We start from the raw sequence: 18,528 nt of genomic DNA, 5'->3' as shown, positions 1-18,528 counted from the left end.
CTCTCATTATATAAGCCGCTCATGACGACCCAATCGACCTCCGCATCCGCCCTTGTCCTGTTTTCCGGTGGGCAGGACTCTGCCACCTGTCTGGCCTGGGCGCTGGACCGGTATGAGCGTGTGGAAACCGTCGGCTTCGATTATGGCCAACGCCACAGTGTCGAGCTCCGGGCGCGACAGGATGTCCGCCAGGCCATGGCGGCCCGTCCGGGCGGTGACCGTCTGGGCGAGGATTTCGTGATCGACCTGACCGGCTATGGCGCCATCGCCGAGAGCGCCCTGACGGCCGACCGGGCGATCGAGATGGAAGCCTCGGGTCTGCCCTCCACCTTCGTGCCGGGTCGCAATCTGGTCTTCCTGACCGTGGCCTCGGCGCTGGCCTATCGCCGCGGGCATGGCGTTCTGGTCGGCGGCATGTGCGAGACGGACTATTCCGGCTATCCCGACTGCCGTCGCCAGACCCTGGATGCGATGCAATCGGCCCTCACGCTGGGGCTGGACACGGATATCGAGGTGGCCACGCCGCTCATGCATCTGGACAAGGCGGAGACCTGGGCCCTGGCCGACGCGCTGGGCGGGCCGGATCTGGTCGGGATCATCCGCACGCAAACCCATACCTGCTATCGCGGCGAGCGCGGTGAGCTGCATGATTGGGGTTATGGCTGCGGCACCTGTCCGGCCTGCGAATTGCGGGCCAAGGGCTGGCAGGCCTGGCCCGGTTCGGTGCCGGCATGAGCTATTCGGTCAAGGAAGCCTTCCTGACGGTCCAGGGCGAGGGCGGCCAGGCCGGACGGCCGGCGGTCTTCCTGCGCTTTGCCGGCTGCAATCTCTGGAACGGGCTGGAGCGCGACCGCGCCGATGCGGTGTGCAGTTTCTGCGACACGGATTTCGTCGGCATGGACGGCCCCGGCGGCGGCCGTTTCGCGACGCCGCAGGATGTGGTCGATCATGTCAGCGCCTATTGGCCGGATGCGCCGGGCCGGAAACTCGTTGTCTGCACCGGTGGCGAACCTCTCTTGCAGCTTGACCCGCCGCTGATCGACGCCCTGCACGAAGCCGGTTTCGAGATCGCGGTGGAGACCAATGGCACGATTGCGGCGCCGGACGGGATCGACTGGATCACGGTCAGTCCGAAAGGCACGGCCAAGGTCGTCCAGACTTCCGGTCATGAGCTCAAACTGGTCTATCCGCAGCCGGGCCTCGACCCGGCAGCCTATACCGGTTGGGACTTCCAGCGCTTCTCGCTGCAGCCGATGGACGGGCCGGACATGATGGCCAACGCCCAGGCCGCCTTCGAGTATTGTCTGGCCAATCCCACCTGGGCGCTCAGCCTGCAGACCCATAAATGGATCGGCGTCGACTGATCTAGCTGCCGGACGCACCGGGCATGGGCGCCTCGCCCAGGCTTTCCGCCAGGGCTTCGGAAAAGCGGCCGAAGGCCGTGCGGGTGTCGGTCCACACCCCGGAGCCGGCATCATTGTCCGCGTCCGGGTCGATCCAGCTGAATTCATAGCGGGCGATCACGAAACCGGTCTCATCCACCAGTTCAGCCGAGAGTTCGGCGCCACCCGGCGTGTGGTTCGCATAGCTCAGCTCGGGCATGCGCTGCAGCTGGGTCAGGGTTGGCCGGTTAGGGACCACATCCTCCAGCGTCACATTCAACACGGTGGGCCGCAGCGAGACGCCGTGCCAGTCATGGGCAATCAGCGCGGCCTGCAAATCATCCCGCAGATAGCCGGACAGCCGGACGAGCTCGTCCTCGCCCAGGGACGCGGCCTTGTGGCGGAGGTCTTCGGAATAACTGATACGGCCGATCTCGATCGAGCCGGGTGCCAGGCTCTCATACTGGGCGTCGAAAACGTCCTGTGAGAGGGCCTGGGATGAAAAAGTCAGCCCCATTAGGACACTGGCGAGAATGCGCATGATGCGTTCCTCCTGATCGTGTCCCCCTTTTGTGGCTTCAGCCTAGCACGCGACGGGGCCGCCGCAGAGCAAAGCTTGTTGTGCAGCGCGCAAGAAAAACGGGGCGTTCCGCCTGGAAACGCCCCGTTCTTCAGATGCTTGTGCTCCGGAAATCAGGAACCGGAACCCTCCATTTCATCCACGCTCTCACCGATATCATCGGCAAAGCGGCGAATGGCGCGACGGGCATCGGTCCAGGTGGCATAGCCGACCACATCGCGAATGCTGTGCGAGCGCCAGGAATAGGCATAGCTTTCCAGCTCATTGCCCTGGGCATCGAACAGATGGGCTTCCAGACTGGCCCCGCCGACAGAGATGGACGACATGTGCAGGCCGCGGGAGGCGGACTGTTCCATCGTCGGGCGGTTCGGCGTGGCGTCGAGGATCACGACATCCAGGCTCATCCCGTTCTCACCCAGATGACCGGCGAGTTCGCGTTCCAGCGCTTCCCGCATCTGCGTGGCCAGATAGTCCAGCTCGCGCTGGCCGTACTCCTCGGCCTTTTCCTGGAGTTCGTCACCGATGCGAATCTCGGAAATGGATACCGGCTCACTGGCCAGTGACGGAGCTGCCAGAGCAGCCATGGCAAAAAAGGCGGTAATGGTGCGCTTCATGTGCGCCTCCTCAACTGCGACCCGTCCCTCACATGCAAGGCTAGCAGAGGTCGCAGGGAAGGTGAAATGAAACCATTGAAAGGAAGCGCGGATGGCAGGACCGGCTAGCGGTCGTCATCATCATCCTTGCCGTCCGGCGTGACGACATCGATGGCCGCACCGGTCACGTCGACCGCGGCTCCGACCGTGCCAACGGCCACATCTGCGGCGAGGGCGGTCGCACCGACGACAAGACAGCCCTGCAGCATGGGGGCAAGAGCGAGGATGAGGATCAGGGCGCGAGCCTTGCGCATGGCGTGTCTCCGGTGAGTGTTGATCACTCATGGCAGAAACAGGGTTTCTGTTGTGTGAAGATATGCTTGGAGAGCTCTGGCGGGTGCCTCTATTCTGTCGCGTGCAGTAGTGTATTTGGTTTGAAGGTTGCATCCGTGATCGAAGAAGATGAGACGCAATCAGATTTGATAGACACGATAATCCGGCATGAGGGAGATATCGGGCCCCTGCTCAATGATGTTCGCCCAATGCTGGGAAAAAGCATCCCGTTTCAACGTCTTCTCGACCTACTCAATTCGGCTAATCCTGAACACCAAATTGGAGGCGCGTGGATACTTGCGGAAAGCCCGCGGGTGGCAATAGCGCTAAAGTCTCATGTGAAAGACTTGCTGGGCTCAGACATTCGCGAAGTCCGGTTTTTCGGGATGGATGCCTTTCTCGACGTGGCGTCTTCGGCGGATAAGGAAACTGTAGGCGCAGCCCTACTGCTTCTGGCGGATAGTGATGACTGGGTTCGCTGGAATGCGTTGCGAAGAATCCATCAGCTCAAAGCACGAGGCGGTGTCGACTTGCTTTCAAGCGAGCCGATGGTTGCTGGATGTGGGTCAGGGCACACCAGATTGGCGAACCTGATCTCTGTCGCGAAACCCTCGCCCAATATGGTGGAGCGATTGAGCGAGATGCTCTTTTATGAAAGCCCAGCTTGTCTTGCCGAGCCATCGCGGTCGAATTTCAACCAAACACTCAGCCTGTCCGCAGCGGCGAAAGATTTCCTGATGGAATTGGATCAGTGACAGTTTGATACCGAGCGCACCCAAGAGCTGTGGAGCCAAGAGCCCGGATTTGAGATCCGGCGCAACAGACTATTCCTTGGTAATCGGGCGTTCTCTTACCGGCCCTCGCGCCACCATCCCAAACCGAGCAGGGTCGACAGGATCAGCACCACCGGCAGGCCCGGCAGGAGCGGGGTGCGTGAGGAGGTACGCACGATATAGCGCTCATTCCGGGTCAGGCCGAGCCAGTTGCGGCCGGCCTGATCGGAGCCGGCCCGCGTGCGGCGCAAGCTGGGCAGATTGGCATCCGCGCCATCGCCGACCGCGAAACTCCCGCCCTGGCTTGCGGCCAGGAAGGGCTCCAGAACGTCACGGGTCGGGCGCAGATCGGCATATTCCGCCGGATTGATCGGGCCCAGGGCGGCCACCGTGGTCAGTTGGCCCGAGCGCAGGCGGACCAGGCCGGAACCTTCCGCCGACAGGCTGGTTTCGTAGCGGCCATTGCCGATCTCGGCCATGCTCGAGGTTTCCGTGCGGCCATCAGGCCAGGTGATCTCCAGCGGGGGCGCCTGATCGGCCAGGGTGACCCGGTCGACGTGCAGCTCACCATCCGTGGCATAGGCGGTCAGGCGTTCCTCATCCAGTTCCGGCTCGCGCATCAGCCAGTGGGCCACACGCCGGAACATCTCCGCATAGGGACCGCCGCCTTCGAAGCCGCGGGCCCAGAGCCAGGTCTGGTCACTCATCACGATCGCCGCGCGGCCCTCCCCGGAGCGCTGCACGACCAGGAGCGGATCGCCGTCCGGCGTCTCCAGCAGGGTTTCCCCGCCCAGCGCGGTGCCATGGATATGGCGCAGCCAGCGGCCCCATTGCGGCGTGTCCTCACCACCGTCCAGCCCGGCCGTGACCGGGTGGCGCAGGCCGGTATCCGTCGTCTCCGGCGTGAAGCCGTTCTCGGTGATATAGCCGGTCGGGCGCACCGGCAGGACGGCCGCCAAGGGCGTGCGGTACAGGCTCGGCGCCCCGGCAAAGGGTGGACCCGCCGTCACCAGCAACGCCCCGCCATTTTCCACATAGCGGGCGATATAGTCGAAATAGAGCGGCGGCATGATATTGCGCCGGCGATAGCGGTCGAAAATGACCAGATCGAACTCGCTCAGGCGCTCCACGAAGAGCTCCTGGACCGGGAAGCCGATCAGGGCCAGCTCGTCCACCGGCGTCGCGTCACGGCGGTCTGGCGGCCGCAGGATGGTGAAGTGGACCAGGTCGACCGACGGGTCGGACTTCAGCAGGTCACGCCAGGCGCGGGCGCCATTGTGCGGCTCGCCGGTGACCAGCAGCACACGCAGACGGTCGCGCACGCCATTCACATTCACCGCAGCGCGGTTATTGATCAGGGAGAGTTCCTGCGGACCTGCCTCGACTTCGGCTTCGATGACATTCTGGCCGCGGCGCTCCACCGGCACTTCCACACGCGTGGACTGGCCGATCGGGATGCGGTGGGTCTGCGGATCTCCGCCCTCGAAGCGGAAGGAGACCATGGCGGAGCCGCGCATGGAATCGTCCTCCACGCGGATCACGAACTGGACCGTATTGCCGACAATGCCGTAGCGGGGCGCTTCCTCGATCACCAGGCGGCGATCCCCGGCTGAGACATCCCCGGTCATGACATGGTGCAGCGGGGCGTCGAGATTGAAACTGTCCGGATCGGCCGGTGCATCATGCACCTGGCCGTCCGATACCACGACCACGCCGGCAATCCGGTCCGGCGGGGCACTGGCTAGGGCGGCATTCACCCCGTCGAACAGCATGGTGCCGTCCGCGCTTTCCGTGGCTTCCACCTCGATCAGGTCCAGCAGGGGATCGGCTTCGACTTCCCGGCGCAGGGCATCGCCCATCGCGTCCGCCGCCTCGGTGCGGCCGCCAATGTCCATGGAGGCCGACCGGTCGGTGACAAGAATGGCGACATCGGCCAGCGGATCTCGGTCTTCCTCCACCAGGGAGGGATTGGCGAGCACCAGTGTGATGCCGGCAATGGCCAGGCTGCGCCAGATCCAGCCGGACAGGCGTTGCAGGGCGCCGGCCAGGGTGGCCAGCAGGGCGAAACCCGCCAGCCCGGCAATCAGCGGCCAGGGCAGGAGGGGCGCAAAATCGAGGGCGGTCACGGTCGCATTCATTGGCCCAGCCTCTCGAGAATGTCGGGAACATGGACCTGGTCGGCCTTGTAATTGCCGGTGAGCGCATACATCGCGATATTCACCCCGAACCGGGTCGCCATTTCGCGCTGGCGTTCACCGCCCTCGACGGGAGCCAGTGCTTCTCCGCGCTCGCCCCGGGCCCAGGCCGAAGCCCAGTCATGGGCGCCGATGATCACACCGGATGTGCCATCGCGCGAGGCGCCGTTCGGATTGGCTTCCACCCAGACCGGGCTGCCCGAATAGCGTCCGGGGAATTCCTGCAGCAGGTAGAAGGCGCGGGTCAGGACATGATCCGGCGGGATTTGCGCCAGGGGCGGCACATCGATGCTTTCCAGCACATTGATCAGGCCGGGATGCGGCGCGCCGGCGCGCAGCATGGCGACATCGGCGTCCTGTGTGTCGAACACGATCAGACCGCCCGATTGCAGATAGGCGCTCACTCGCTCCGCCGTTTCCGGCGCCAGCGGCTGGGCATCCTCGGTCACCGGCCAGTAGATCATCGGGAAGAAGAGCAGCGGATCCGTGTCGATATCCACGCCCATGGGCGCGTCGGGTTCCATGGCACTGCGGCGCGTGATCTCGCGGCCCAGACCGGTCAGCCCGGCCTCGCTGCGCCGGTCCAGCGCGGCATCACCTGTGCGGACATAGGCAAAGCGCAAGGCCAGGGCGGCTTCCATGGCGAAACTGTCATCGCCTTGTGTTTCCTGGGCGCCGGCCTGGGGCGTTCCCGGCAGGGCGGCCAGACCGAGCAGGACCGCAGCCGCCAGGCCGCCAATCCGCAAATTGGCCAGCCGTCCGGCCAGCAACAGGGCCACCAGGACATCCAGCGCCAGCAGGACCAGCGCCGCGGCCAGCAATCCGGCGGTGAAACGGATCGGGCGCGGACCGTCCAGTCCGGCAAAGACCGCGCCAGGCAGATCGCGAGACAGGGCGGCGATGCGAGTGTCCGTGTCGATCACATTGAGTGCGGCAGAGGCCGGTCCGAGCCGGTAGAGGCCGGGCGGCGTCTCCGGGCCGGGCTGGGCCGTGTCAAAGGCCGCGGCATTGATCGGGCGGGCCGAGGCCGGGGCATTCGCCAGCTGGCCCTGGGCATCCAGGGCACGGTCCAGCACCCAGGATCCATTGGCCGGAGCCGAGACGGCGCCGCCCTGGGCCAGGCCCATCAGGCGCTGCATCATGCGCGGGAAGAGACCGGTCAGCGGCAGGTCGGACCATTCCGGGCTGGCCGTGACGTGGAAGAGCACGATCCAGCCGCGCGCCCGGCGTTCCGCCGTCACCAGCGGGGTGCCGTCTTCCAGGCGCGCCCAGACCTTGTCCGGTGTCGCTGAGCCCGGCTGGGCCAGGACCTGGCGGTCCACCGTGGCCGAGCGGTCCACCGGCAGGCCGGAGAAGGGCGAGCCGGACGGGAAATCGGCCAGGCTCTGCGGCTCTTCCCAATTCAGCGCACCGCCGAAGAGGCGGCCGCCCTGGCGCAGATCGACCGGCAGGAGCTCATCGCCTCGGGCGGCCAGGCGCGGTCCGGCAAAGCGGATCAGCACACCGCCCTGGTTCACGAAGTCCTGGATGCGGGCATCATCGGAGCGGGCCGCATCCGTCATCACCAGAATGGCGGGTTCAGCCGCCAGGAGATCATCCAGATGACCGCGGACCAGTTCGGCCCGGTTGGTCAGGGCGCTCTCGATATAGTGCAGGTCGGAGAGGAGGGGCTGGCCCTCATCATTGGTGAGCTCGATCAGGCCGACACGCGGACGCTGCCAGCTATCGCCCAGCAGGTGCACCGCTGCGGCGGACGTGCTGCCATCCAGGCGCAGGCTGGCAATCCGGTTGCGCAGGTCCAGCGGCAGGGCGATGTTCGCGGTGGCCGATCCGGCATCGGCTTCGATCGTCACATCCCGGCGGGCCAAGGCCCGGCCATCACTGCCGATTGCCGTGATGCCCACAGTGCGCGGCAGATCGGTCGGGGCGCGGCGGACTTCCACCGTGAACCCGTCCGGCGAGGTTTCCGGCGGTGCCAGGGCCAGGGCGGCCCGGCCGCTGTCGGGTTCCAGAATGGTCAGATCCCCCAGCTGGGACAGGCTGCGGGCCAGGCGGGCATCCTCGGGGGACGCAAGCCCGTCGCTCAGCCAGGTCACGGCCAGCACGCCGTCGATCTCGCCATTCTCGCGGGCCGTATCGATCCGGTCGGCCAGATTGTCCCGCCGGGTCGGCCAGGCCTGCGGCCGGGCGGTTTCCAGAATGCTGCGGGCCGTGTCGGCGTCGGACAGGCGCAGGGTGGGATGGGCCTGTCCGGTTTCGGCCGTGGTCGCCAGGGCCACCGGGCGACCATCCCGGTCGGCCTCGTCGATGAGCCGGCCGGCTTCGCGTTGCAGATCAGTCCAGGCGGATGCACTGGCCCAGCCATTGTCCAGCACGATGAGGGCCGGGCGGGTCTCGTTCTCGACGCTGGGCGGCGTCCAGACGGGGCGGGCCAGGGCGATGATGATCAGGGCGGCAATCAGCAGGCGGAACAGGATCAGCCACCAGGGCGCGTGCTGCGGCGTTTCCGCGTCATCCGGTGCACCCAGCAGGAGGCGCAGGGGCGGGAAGATCGCCCGGCGCGGCGCCGGCGGGGTGGCCCGCAGCAGGAACCAGAGTGCCGGCAGGGCCAGCAGGCCGATCAGGGCCAGCGGGGCGGCAAAGGAGAGGGGGCCGAACGCAAACATGACGGTCAGACGTCCTGTGCCAGGGTTTTGTAGAGGCTCAGCACGGCGCTGGTCGCCGGCCGGTCGGTCCGGTGCGTGATCAGCGTCCAGCCGAACTGGCGCGCCATTGCGGTAAGCCGTTCGCCTTGTTCCTGCCAGCGCTCACGATAGGCCTTGCGGGCCTCTTCGGCCCGGCCGAACAAGAGGGTCTCGCCGGAACCCGGCGCTTCGAACCGCGTGCGTCCGGCATAGGGGAAGTCCTCTTCCGCCGGGTCGACGATCCGCAGCAGGACGCCATTGGATTCCATGGTGGCAAAGCGCGACAGGCGCGCCTGCCAGGTCTCCGGCGGGTCCAGGAAGTCACTGGCCAGCACGATCCGCGTATGGCGGGAGACATGGGGGGCTTCCACCGAGGCGGCGGAGCCCGGTCCCGTCACCAGGCGGCGCGAGACGCGTTCCAGGCCCAGAGCCCCGGTGCGCGAAATCGCACTCTCGCCCAGCACGGACACCCGCTCCCCGCCCTGGGTCAGCAGGGCGGCGAGAGCGATCAGGCAGACCGCGGCGCGATCCGCCTTGCTGGACAGATTGCGGCCGGAGGCAAATTGCATGGAGGGCGAGCCATCCCGCCAGAGCGAGACCGTATTGGCCGCCTCCCACTCATTCTGGCGCACGAAAAGCTGGTCGGACTTGGCCGACTGGCGCCAGTCGACGGCGGCGCGTCCGTCTTCGGGACGGTGATGGCGGTATTGCCAGAAGGTCTCGCCAATGCCGGACCGGCGGCGGCCATGCACACCCTGGGCGACGGTCGCGGCGATGCGATCCGCCTCGGCCATGAGGGCGGGCAGTCGGGCCGCGGCATCCTCGCCTTCATGGCGGAGCGCAACGACCCGGGCCTCGGTATGACGGTCCGTGCCCTGGGACATGGATCAGGCGGCCCGGTCCGCCAGCGACTTGATCAGGCCTTCCAGCGTGTGGCCGTCGGCGCGCGCCGCGAAGGACAGGGCCATGCGGTGTTTCAGCACCGGCTCGGCCAGCGCCGCCACATCCTCGGTGGACGGGGCGAGGCGGCCGCGCAGCAGGGCGCGGGCGCGGCAGGCCAGCATCAGGGCCTGGCCGGCACGCGGGCCGGGGCCCCAGGCCACGCCTTCGCGGACGGCGTCGACATCGCTGTCATCGGGGCGCGCCAGGCGCAGCAGGTCCAGGATCGCCTCCAGGACGCGCTCACCCACCGGCATGCGGCGCACCAGGGATTGCAGTTTCAGGATTTCCTCGGGGCTGAGGACTTCGACGGCTTCCATGTCTTCGGCGCCGGTCGTGGCCAGGAGCACCGCGCGCTCGGCCTCGCGCTTGGGATAGGGAATGTCGACGCGCAGAAGGAAACGGTCCAGCTGGGCTTCCGGAAGCGGATAGGTGCCTTCCTGTTCGACCGGGTTCTGGGTCGCAAGGACGTGGAAGGGTTGGGGCAGGTCATGGCGCTCACCGGCGACGGTGACATGGTGTTCCTGCATGGCCTGCAGCAGGGCAGCCTGGGTGCGCGGGCTGGCGCGGTTGATCTCGTCGGCCATCAGAAGGCGACAGAAGATCGGGCCGGGCAGGAAGCGGAAATGACGCTTGCCGTCATCGCTCTCTTCAAGGATTTCGGAGCCAAGAATGTCGGCCGGCATCAGGTCCGGCGTGAACTGGATGCGCTTGGTGTCCAGGCCGGTGGCGATGGCGATCGTCTGCACAAGGCGCGTCTTGGCCAGGCCCGGCGCGCCGACCAGCAGGGTGTGGCCGCCCGCGAGAATGGCCGCGAGGCACAATTCGATCTCGTCCTCGAGGCCGAAAATCACCCGTCCGATGGACTCTTTGACCGCTTTCAGTCGCTCGGTTGCGGCATCGGCTTCAGCAATAAGCTCCGCCCCGGGTTCATTCGTGTCGGTCATCGTCCTACATTCCCTTGCGATACAGACATGATCTATAGGCCATAATGCTCGAAACGAGCATGGCGTTGCACACGAAAGCTGTCCATGCCTTCCACCGCTCCAAACCCTGATCCGATGCAGTCCCTGCTCAAGGCCGCCCGCGATGCGGGAGACGGCTTGCCGCCGGTCGACCGCTGGCACCCGGACTATTGCGGCGAGATGGACATGGTCATCAAGCGCGATGGAACTTGGTGGCACGAAGGCACGCGGATTACACGTGACCGTCTTGTAAGGCTGTTCTCCACCATCCTGCGCAAGGATGAGGACGGGCAGACCTATCTGGTCACCCCGGTCGAGAAGATCCGCATCACGGTCGAGACCGCGCCTTTCATTGCGACACGGGTGGATGCCGTGGGCGAGGGGCGCGACCAGTCCCTGGTCTTCACGACCAATATGGGCGATCTCGCCGAGGCCGGACCGGACCATCCCATTGATGTGCAATTCGATGAGGAAACCGGTGAGCCGACCCCGCTGGTGCGGGTGCGCGGGCGTCTCGATGCCCTGATGGCACGGCCTGTCTTCTATGAACTCGCCGAACTGGCCGAGGAGAAGGATGGCGTGATGGGCGTGTGGAGTGGCGGCGAATTCTTCGCGCTGGGAGAGGGCGATGGAAAACGCTGACGCGCTGATCGCCCGCCTCAAATCCCGTCTCGATCCGATCGATGCGCCGCTCGACGCGCCGTCCCGTGGCGATGGGGATCTCAATGGCGGCTTCCCGGAACCGGTGGGACGCTTGCGCTCGGCGGCCGTGCTGGCACCGCTGATCCTGCATGGCGGGCCGCCGCGCCTCCTGCTGACCGAGCGGGCGGCCCATCTGCCCAAGCATCCCGGCCAGATCGCCTTTCCCGGCGGCAGTGTCGATCCGGGCGATGCCAGCCCGGCCCATGCCGCCGTGCGGGAGCTGGAGGAAGAGGTCGGGATCGGCGCCATGCATGTGGAACTGATCGGCCGGTTCGACGGCTACCGCACCGGGACCGGGTTTCACATCACGCCATTCGTGGGTGTGCTGCGTCCCGGCTACACGGTGAAACCTGATCCGGGGGAAGTCGCGGATGTGTTCGAAACGCCGTTTTCCTTCCTGATGGATCCGTCGAATCACGAAAAGCATGCCCGCGAATGGCAGGGCGTGATGCGCCATTATTATGCCATGCCCTGGGAAGACCGCTATATCTGGGGCGCCACTGCAGGCATGCTGAAATCCCTGCACGACCGGCTATATGGATAGACCATGATCCGCATCACCCTGATTGAAATCGCCTCCTTCCTGCTGCCCTTCCTGCTCTTCTTCATCTGGCGCTGGCAGACGCAGTCCGAGGTCAAGCTGACGGCGACGCCGGCGCTCAAGCTGGGCCTGGCCGGTGCGCTGCTGGCGATCCTGGTGATGATCCTCCTCGTTGTGCTGGAAAGCGTGCGGGGCGGGCATGAAGGCGACCAGTATGTCCCGCCGCGCCTGGAGAATGGCCGCGTCGTGCCGGGACATTTCGTCTCCGAACCCGAGACGGAGACCGGCGATGCCCCGGAGGATGACGAACCGCAATGACGGCCCGCAAGGCGGTCGCGTACCGCCTCGATCCGGCAGAGCATGACTGGATGACGGCATCATCCACGCGCCGTGTCATGGCGGCGCTGGAAGCCGCTTGTCCCGGGGGGAGCCGTTTTGTCGGCGGTTGCGTGCGCAATGCCCTGCTGGGCAAGCCGGTCGCGGATATCGACATCGCCACCCGGCTGACCCCCGACGAAACGATCGCGGCCGCCAGGGCCGCCGGCCTCAAACCGATCCCCACCGGCAAGGCGCATGGCACGATCACGATTGTCTGCGAGGGCGAGCCCTTCGAGGTCACCACACTGCGGCGCGATGTGGCGACGGATGGCCGGCGGGCCGTGGTCGCCTTCACCGAGGACTGGGCCGAGGATGCCCGCCGCCGCGATTTCCGGCTCAACGCGCTCTATGCCGATGCCGACGGGGTGATTCTCGACCCGACCGGCGGTCTGGAAGATGTGGAAAACCGGCGCTTCGTCTTCGTCGGTTCGGCCGAGGATCGCATCCGCGAGGATTATTTGCGCATCCTGCGCCTTTACCGCTTCGAAGCCTGGTATGGCACCGGATCGCCCGACGCCGACGGGTTTGAAGCGGCCGCCAAGCTACAGGAAGGGCTGGACAAATTATCGGCAGAGCGGGTCTGGGCCGAGTTCAAGAAACTGCTCGCCGCCCCGGACCCGGGCCCGGTCATTTCGACCATGGCCGAGGCCGGAATCCTGCATCGGATTTTGGGAGTGAACGGATCCTTAAGAGTCCTGACCGGTATCATTGCGCAAGATGTAGAATACGGCTTAGCGCCCGATTCGCTTTTGCGATTTGCGGCGCTGGCCAATGGCGGACCGGAAAGGATCAAGACCATGGCAGCCAAGCTGAAGATGTCGAATGCCGAAGCCCGCCGGCTCTCGGGTGCTGTTGACCCGTCGGCCCGCGACGATGTCACCGAAGCCTTTTCCGATCTCCAGGCCGCCGAACGCGCCCTGATGACGCTCGGTGCCCGGGCTTTTGAGGACCAGGTCCGCCTGCAGGCGGCCGGCGAGGTGGCTCCGCCGCCGCGCGACTGGACCCTGCTCGCCAAGTTTGCCCGCGAATGGCAGGAGCCGGACTTCCCGGTGAAAGGCGGCGATCTCATTCTTCTCGGATACGAGCCGGGACCGATGCTGGGCGATGCCATGGACGAGCTGAAAGCGCACTGGATCGCCGAACGCTTCGAGCCGACCAAGGAAGAGCTGCTGGCCAAGCTTCGCCAGCACTAGCTCACCGCAAATCCAACAGAAAAACCCCGGCCCTCGAGCCGGGGTTTTTTGTGTCGGGCGCTGGGGCCTCAAATGTCCAGATCCAGATAGAAGGCGGTGAAGCTCAGCGTGTCGACGGCGCCATGCGCCAGGATCAGCGGCCAGATATTGCGCTTATAGCCCAGATAGAGCAGGCCGAGGGCCAGACCGATCAGACCCGTCGCGATCAAGCCGCGCAGGCCTTGGTAATACATGTGCACCAGGCCGAAACCGAGTGCGGAAATCACGACAGCGAGAATGCTGGCCCATTTGGCCGAGGGCAGGATCCGGGTCAGTCGGTCGATGACATAGCCGCGGAAGAAGATTTCCTCGCCGAAAGCCGCACTCGTCCAGGCCAGGGCCAGCCAGCCCAGATAGACTGGCAAATTGCCCACGATGTCGCCGAAGCGGGCTTCCACACCGGCTTCGCCCTCCGCGATGGACCACAGGCCCAGCGCATCACCGGCGAAGGCCGTCCCCGCGCCGGCGGCCAATATGCCGACCATGCACAACAGGCCTTGCGGCAGAACCAGCGGCCAGGACCACCAGCGCTTCAGACGGCGCAGGCCGAAGGCGGACCAGCTTTCACCGCGGCGGGCCGTGATGATTGCCAGCAGACCCAGCGTGATGGCCAGGGAGATCGGTCCGGCATATTTCCAGACGATCTGGTCGAAGATGAGCTTGGTGCCGACCAGAACGGCGACCATGAGGCCCATTTCCAGAATCAGGCCGATTCGGCCGGGGCTTTTCGCGGGCGTGGGCGTGTCGGCGGGGGAGGCAGAAATCATGTCAGTGTCCTTCCTGGCGCGCAGTGCGCGATCAATGCAGGACAGTTTCGGCCAGGCGGTGGATCGGGTCTTGAATGATCGTGCGCCGCCATTGGCCCGGGGAGATCCCATAGGCGGCCTTGAACTGGCGGGTCATGTGGGCCTGGTCGGCGAAACCGGCGGCCAGGGCGGCCTCGGCCAGCCGGTCACCCGACTGCACGCCGGCGCGCACCCGGTCCAGACGGCGCAGGGTGAGATAGCGTCCCGGCGAGGTGCCACGCACGGCCCGGAAGGCGCGGCATAATTGCCAGCGATCCAGCCCGGTTTCCTGTTCCAGTGTGGCCAGGGAAATCCCGTCTTCCAGATGCGCCTCGATCAGCCCGCAGGCGAAGTCGACCTGGTCCCGCACGAAGCGCTGCACCGGTGCCGGCGCGTCACACAGCGCGTCCAGTGCCTGGGCCAGATCAATCAGCGCCGACTCGGTTTCCAGCGGGGAGGCCGTGTCCGGCAGCGCATGCAGCGCCTTCACGGCCCGCACCAGTCCCGCATCCCGGCTCAGCCCGCCCGGCAGGAAGGGCAGGCCCTTGCCCGGACGGACCCGGACCAGCCAGTCCGGACGAAGCGTGATGGCGGCATAGCCGAACCCCTCTTCCGTGCCCGGACGGCCATCATGCAACTCATCGGGATGCAGCACCACGACACCGCCCGGCTGCGAATGACGCGTCTCGCCGCGATAATCGAAGCTCTGGACGCCATGCAGGGTCAGCGCCAGCGTGTAGGTGTCATGCCGGTGTGGCGCAAAGGCCGTGTCGACCAGATCCGCGCGAAAACGCTGAAAAGGCGGGGCGATCTCTATCGGGGCGGTCGGTTCGGGCACGTCTCATCCATTCGCTGTGTGCTGCTAGGATGATCGGCGTCCGGCATTTGGATGCAATCGGGATGCAGCGGTGCGCCGTCCCGCCTAGGGCCATTTCGCCTCGGGCGGCATGGAAGACAGGATGGATTTCACATTCCCGCCCGTCTCCAGACCGAATTTCGTGCCGCGGTCATAGAGCAGGTTGAACTCGGCATAGCGGCCGCGGCGGACCAGCTGTTCCTCGCGGTCTTCCGGCGTCCAGGTCTCGCCCATGCGGCGCCGGACCAGCATGGGATAGGTCTTCAGGAAGGCCAGGCCGACATCGCGGGTGAAGGCGAAATCCGTGTCCCAGTCGCCGGTATTGTGGCGGTCGTAGAAAATTCCGCCAATGCCGCGCGGCTCGTCCCGATGGGGCAGATGGAAGTACTCGTCACACCAGGCCTTGAAGCGGGCGTGGAAATCCGGGCCATGCGCATCGCAGGCCGCCTTGCAGGCCGCGTGGAAGTCCTTGGCGTCGGGATGATCCTGGGTGCGGGCCCGGTCCAGCACAGGCGTCAGGTCCATGCCGCCGCCGAACCACCACTGGGTCGTGGTGATGAAGCGGGTATTCATGTGGACGGCCGGCACATGCGGGTTCCACATGTGGGCGATCAGGGAAATCCCGGTGGCAAAGAAGCGCGGATCTTCGGCTGCGCCGGGAATCTGCTTGCGGAATTGTTCGGAGAACTCGCCCTTCACGGCGGAGACGTGGACGCCGACTTTCTCGAACAGGCGGCCCTTCATCAGGCCCATCGTGCCGCCGCCTTCATCCTTGGACCCGTCGCCGCGCCTCCAGTCCTCGAAGGTGAATTGGCCCGGCTCGCCGCCATAGAGAGGGTCCGGCGCCTCGGCTTCCAGCGCTTCGAATTCGGCACAGATCTGGTCGCGCAGATCCTCGAACCAGGCCTGGGCGGACTGGCACTGCAGATCGGAACCGGCGGAGGCGGGTTTGTGGGATGTCGTCATGGTCCTGTTGTTTAGCGAAGCGAGGGGGGAGGGCAAGTCGGAAGGGTGGTCACATCCCCAATCCCAATTGCCGCGTCATCTCGGCCAGGGCGACTCCCGCGCTGACGGAGACGTTGAGCGAGCGGGCGTCCGGGCGAATCGGAATCCGGACGCGACAATCCGCCGCGTCATGCACATTGTCGGGAACACCGGCACTTTCGCGGCCGAACAGGAGGCGGTCACCGGGCCGGAAAGAAAATTCCCACAGGTCTGTTGCGCCCTTTGTCGTGAACAGGACGAGCCGGCCGGAAGCGGCCTCCTCGCTTTGTGTGTAAGTCGTCCACGCGGTGTGGCGGACCGGGGAAATGGCCGCAGAATAGTCCATCGCGGCCCGCCGGATTCCCTTGTCAGTCAGGGGAAAACCACAGGGCTCGATGATATCCAGCCCGGCGCCGAAACAGGTCGCAACCCGCATCGAGGCACCAAGGTTTTGCGGAATATCTGGTTGAAAAAATACGATCCGCATTCTAATCCGCGCACAGTCGGGACGTGTCCAGCTGCATGCGGCATTGCGCCGCCTACTGGTCAGTGCGTCCGGGAGTAGTTTATACCGCGTCAAACCCCGCTGCGGCGGGTACGTCAAGTTTGACGTAAGTTTCTGGGGCAGGGGACGCATTCCGCGGACCCGTAGATGATAAGAGAAGAGGTCGGCTCGTGACGAAAGAGAACGGCGCGCCTGGCGGACACGGTGAAGAACCCACCCGCCGCGACTTCATCTATATCGCTGCTGGCGGCGCGGCCGCTGTCGGTGGCGGTCTCGTGGCTTGGCCGTTTATCGATCAGATGAACCCGGCAGCGGATACGCTGGCCCTGGGTTCCATCCGTTTCGACACTGCGCAGGTTGAAGAAGGGGCCTCCGTCACCGTGATGTGGCGTGGCGGTCCGGTCTTCGTCCGTCGCCGTACCGAAGCGGAGATCGCGGAAGCACGCGAGGCGGGCCTGAACAGCCTGCCGGATGATCTGGCCCGGAACGACAATCTCGGGAATTCCGCACCGGCGGTTGATGCCAACCGCGTGCTGCGTCCCGAAATCCTGATCGTCAAAGGCAATTGTACCCACCTCGGCTGCGTGCCGCTGGGCCCGGGTTCGAACACTGGCGATTATGACGGCTGGTACTGCCCGTGCCACGGCTCGCACTACGACACATCCGGTCGTATCCGCCGCGGCCCGGCCCCGGAAAACCTGCCGGTCCCCGATTATTATTTCGAAGGCGGTGAAGAGAGCACGATCGTCAAGATCGGCCTGTCGCCGGAAGAAGCCGCCACCTCCGGCTGGCAAGAATCTGACGCTTCGGGAGCAGTGGCATGAGCGGACCCTCGACCTACAAGCCCTCGACCGGAATCGAGAAGTGGCTCGACAGCCGCCTCCCGATCATCCGTCTTGGCTATGACAGCTTCGTCGACTTCCCGACGCCGCGTAACCTGAACTACTGGTGGACGTTCGGCGGGATCCTCGCCGTCTTCCTGATGATCCAGATCATCTCCGGTATCGTTCTGGCGATGCACTATGTCGCGCACGAAGACTATGCCTTCGACAGCGTGCAGCGCATCACCCGTGACGTGCCCTTCGGCTGGCTCATCCAGTCCATGCACGCCAATGGCGCGAGCTTCTTCTTCGTTGCCGTCTACCTGCACATGTTCCGGGGCCTGTATTACGGCTCCTACAAGGCACCGCGCGAGATCCTCTGGATCCTGGGTGTCGTGATCTACCTGCTGATGATGGCCACGGCCTTCATGGGCTATGTGCTGCCGTGGGGCCAGATGTCCTACTGGGGCGCCATGGTGATCACCAATCTGATCGGCGCGCTGCCCTTCGTCGGCGACGCGATCCGGGAATGGCTGTGGGGTGGTTTCTCCGTTGGCCAGGCCACGCTGAACCGCTTCTTCTCCCTGCACTATCTGCTGCCCTTCGTGATTGCCGGCGTCGTCGGCCTGCACATCTGGGCGCTGCACGTGCCGGGCAATGGCAATCCGGCCGGTCTGGAAATCAAGGACCCGAAGAAGGACGCGCTGCCCTTCCACCCGTACTACACGGTGAAGGACGGCTTCGCGATCATCGTCTACCTGATGGTCTTCGCCACCTTCGTCTTCTACATGCCGGGTGTCCTGGGCCATGCCGACAACTATATCGAGGCTGACCCGCTGGTGACGCCGGCGCACATCGTGCCGGAATGGTACTTCCTGCCCTTCTACGCGATCCTGCGCGCTGTCACCTTCGACATCGGCCCGATCGACGCCAAGCTGGGCGGTGTGCTGGCCATGTTCGGTGCCATCGCGATCCTGTTCGTCCTGCCCTGGCTGGACACGTCCAAGGTTCGCTCCATGCGCTACCGTCCGCTGACGCGCTGGTTCTTCATCTTCTTCGTGATCGCCGCGCTCGGCCTGGGCTGGTGTGGTGCGAAGAACCCGGATGATCCGGTGCCGCTGCTGGGCTTCAAATTCGTGTACCTGGCTCAGTTCCTGACCCTGTACTACTTCGCCTATTTCGTGGTGATCCTGCCGGTGCTCGGCATCATCGAAAAGCCGAAGGATCGTCCGGCCTCGATCGAGGCGTCCGTCCTCGGCAATGACAAGTCCTAAGGGAGC

Annotated in this window: 20 protein-coding genes; 9 read left to right on the top strand and 11 right to left on the bottom strand. The window is 65.4% G+C overall.

The window, feature by feature from the left end:
* The first annotated feature begins 21 nt into the window (after positions 1 to 21).
* Together queC and queE are read left to right on the top strand one after the other, a co-directional pair.
* Complete coding sequence (gene queC, locus FCS99_RS09480; protein WP_138511883.1) at positions 22 to 735, top strand: 7-cyano-7-deazaguanine synthase QueC; 714 nt, start codon at positions 22 to 24, stop codon at positions 733 to 735.
* Positions 732 to 1,364: a 7-carboxy-7-deazaguanine synthase gene (gene queE, locus FCS99_RS09475; protein WP_138511881.1), complete on the top strand. Its 633-nt coding sequence runs from the start codon at positions 732 to 734 to the stop codon at positions 1,362 to 1,364. Before queC ends, queE begins: the two co-directional genes overlap by 4 nt.
* Before the next feature lies 1 nt (position 1,365).
* Here the strand turns inward: queE and FCS99_RS09470 are convergent, their stop codons facing one another.
* The 3 genes from FCS99_RS09470 to FCS99_RS09460 form a co-directional block, all read right to left on the bottom strand.
* Complete coding sequence (locus tag FCS99_RS09470; protein WP_138511879.1) at positions 1,366 to 1,923, bottom strand: hypothetical protein; 558 nt, start codon at positions 1,921 to 1,923, stop codon at positions 1,366 to 1,368.
* A 152-nt stretch (positions 1,924 to 2,075) separates the two neighbouring features.
* Positions 2,076 to 2,576 carry a DUF3313 family protein gene (locus FCS99_RS09465; RefSeq protein WP_138511877.1) on the bottom strand — a complete coding sequence of 167 codons (501 nt, stop codon included), beginning with the start codon at positions 2,574 to 2,576 and terminating at the stop codon, positions 2,076 to 2,078.
* Positions 2,577 to 2,680: 104 nt separating this feature from the next.
* Positions 2,681 to 2,869, bottom strand: a complete 189-nt coding sequence (locus FCS99_RS09460; protein ID WP_138511875.1) for an NF038104 family lipoprotein — start codon at positions 2,867 to 2,869, stop codon at positions 2,681 to 2,683.
* Between the two features lie 135 nt (positions 2,870 to 3,004).
* On the opposite strand from FCS99_RS09460, the gene FCS99_RS09455 reads away from it, so the two are divergent.
* Entirely contained in the window at positions 3,005 to 3,643 is a 639-nt protein-coding gene (locus tag FCS99_RS09455) for a HEAT repeat domain-containing protein (protein WP_138511874.1), read from the top strand.
* A 95-nt stretch (positions 3,644 to 3,738) separates the two neighbouring features.
* On the opposite strand, the gene FCS99_RS09450 is transcribed toward FCS99_RS09455, so the two are convergent.
* From FCS99_RS09450 to FCS99_RS09435, 4 genes are read right to left on the bottom strand one after another with little or no spacing between them, the layout of a single operon-like run.
* Positions 3,739 to 5,799 carry a glutamine amidotransferase gene (locus tag FCS99_RS09450; RefSeq protein ID WP_138511872.1) on the bottom strand — a complete coding sequence of 687 codons (2,061 nt, stop codon included), beginning with the start codon at positions 5,797 to 5,799 and terminating at the stop codon, positions 3,739 to 3,741.
* Positions 5,796 to 8,522 (bottom strand): DUF4159 domain-containing protein, encoded by a 2,727-nt coding sequence (locus FCS99_RS09445; RefSeq protein ID WP_138511870.1) that lies wholly within the window; start codon positions 8,520 to 8,522, stop codon positions 5,796 to 5,798. Before FCS99_RS09445 ends, FCS99_RS09450 begins: the two co-directional genes overlap by 4 nt.
* Before the next feature lie 5 nt (positions 8,523 to 8,527).
* Positions 8,528 to 9,424, bottom strand: coding sequence for a DUF58 domain-containing protein (locus tag FCS99_RS09440; RefSeq protein ID WP_138511868.1), 897 nt, complete (start codon positions 9,422 to 9,424; stop codon positions 8,528 to 8,530).
* 3 nt (positions 9,425 to 9,427) lie between these two features.
* On the bottom strand, positions 9,428 to 10,426 hold the full coding sequence (locus tag FCS99_RS09435; RefSeq protein ID WP_138511867.1) for an AAA family ATPase: 999 nt from the start codon (positions 10,424 to 10,426) through the stop codon (positions 9,428 to 9,430).
* An 84-nt stretch (positions 10,427 to 10,510) separates the two neighbouring features.
* Between FCS99_RS09435 and FCS99_RS09430 the strand changes: the two genes are divergently transcribed.
* Genes FCS99_RS09430 through FCS99_RS09415 form a run of 4 tightly spaced genes read left to right on the top strand, consistent with a single transcriptional unit; the run spans position 10,511 to position 13,258 of the window.
* Positions 10,511 to 11,086 (top strand): DUF1285 domain-containing protein, encoded by a 576-nt coding sequence (locus FCS99_RS09430; RefSeq protein WP_233352731.1) that lies wholly within the window; start codon positions 10,511 to 10,513, stop codon positions 11,084 to 11,086.
* Positions 11,073 to 11,690, top strand: a complete 618-nt coding sequence (locus FCS99_RS09425) for a CoA pyrophosphatase (protein ID WP_138511865.1) — start codon at positions 11,073 to 11,075, stop codon at positions 11,688 to 11,690. Before FCS99_RS09430 ends, FCS99_RS09425 begins: the two co-directional genes overlap by 14 nt.
* A gap of 3 nt (positions 11,691 to 11,693) precedes the next feature.
* Positions 11,694 to 12,005: a DUF6111 family protein gene (locus FCS99_RS09420; RefSeq protein WP_138511863.1), complete on the top strand. Its 312-nt coding sequence runs from the start codon at positions 11,694 to 11,696 to the stop codon at positions 12,003 to 12,005.
* Entirely contained in the window at positions 12,002 to 13,258 is a 1,257-nt protein-coding gene (locus FCS99_RS09415) for a CCA tRNA nucleotidyltransferase (RefSeq protein ID WP_138511861.1), read from the top strand. Before FCS99_RS09420 ends, FCS99_RS09415 begins: the two co-directional genes overlap by 4 nt.
* Positions 13,259 to 13,326: 68 nt before the next feature.
* Here FCS99_RS09415 and FCS99_RS09410 read toward each other — a convergent pair whose 3' ends face one another.
* The 4 genes from FCS99_RS09410 to FCS99_RS09395 all read right to left on the bottom strand — a co-directional run bounded on the left by FCS99_RS09410 (position 13,327) and on the right by FCS99_RS09395 (position 16,409).
* Complete coding sequence (locus FCS99_RS09410; protein ID WP_171036320.1) at positions 13,327 to 14,064, bottom strand: CPBP family intramembrane glutamic endopeptidase; 738 nt, start codon at positions 14,062 to 14,064, stop codon at positions 13,327 to 13,329.
* Positions 14,065 to 14,095: 31 nt separating this feature from the next.
* On the bottom strand, positions 14,096 to 14,920 hold the full coding sequence (locus FCS99_RS09405; RefSeq protein WP_138511857.1) for an AraC family transcriptional regulator: 825 nt from the start codon (positions 14,918 to 14,920) through the stop codon (positions 14,096 to 14,098).
* 84 nt (positions 14,921 to 15,004) lie between these two features.
* The gene (hemF, locus tag FCS99_RS09400) at positions 15,005 to 15,904 is read right to left on the bottom strand and encodes an oxygen-dependent coproporphyrinogen oxidase (protein ID WP_138511855.1); all 900 of its coding nucleotides are present in this window, start codon (positions 15,902 to 15,904) and stop codon (positions 15,005 to 15,007) included.
* A 49-nt stretch (positions 15,905 to 15,953) separates the two neighbouring features.
* Positions 15,954 to 16,409, bottom strand: coding sequence for a tRNA (cytidine(34)-2'-O)-methyltransferase (locus FCS99_RS09395; protein ID WP_138512514.1), 456 nt, complete (start codon positions 16,407 to 16,409; stop codon positions 15,954 to 15,956).
* A 188-nt stretch (positions 16,410 to 16,597) separates the two neighbouring features.
* Here FCS99_RS09395 and petA point away from each other — a divergent pair, with 188 nt between their 5' ends.
* Both petA and FCS99_RS09385 read left to right on the top strand, forming a co-directional pair.
* A complete protein-coding gene (petA, locus tag FCS99_RS09390) occupies positions 16,598 to 17,251 on the top strand; it encodes a ubiquinol-cytochrome c reductase iron-sulfur subunit (RefSeq protein WP_138511853.1) in 654 nt (217 codons plus the stop codon).
* The gene (locus FCS99_RS09385; protein WP_138511851.1) at positions 17,248 to 18,522 is read left to right on the top strand and encodes a cytochrome b; all 1,275 of its coding nucleotides are present in this window, start codon (positions 17,248 to 17,250) and stop codon (positions 18,520 to 18,522) included. Before petA ends, FCS99_RS09385 begins: the two co-directional genes overlap by 4 nt.
* The last annotated feature ends 6 nt before the right edge of the window (positions 18,523 to 18,528 follow it).

Source organism: Maricaulis alexandrii (assembly GCF_005871165.1).
GTDB lineage: Bacteria > Pseudomonadota > Alphaproteobacteria > Caulobacterales > Maricaulaceae > Maricaulis > Maricaulis alexandrii.
The sequence above is the reverse complement of the archived record's forward strand: the minus strand, read 5'-3'. Positions and strand labels throughout refer to the sequence as shown.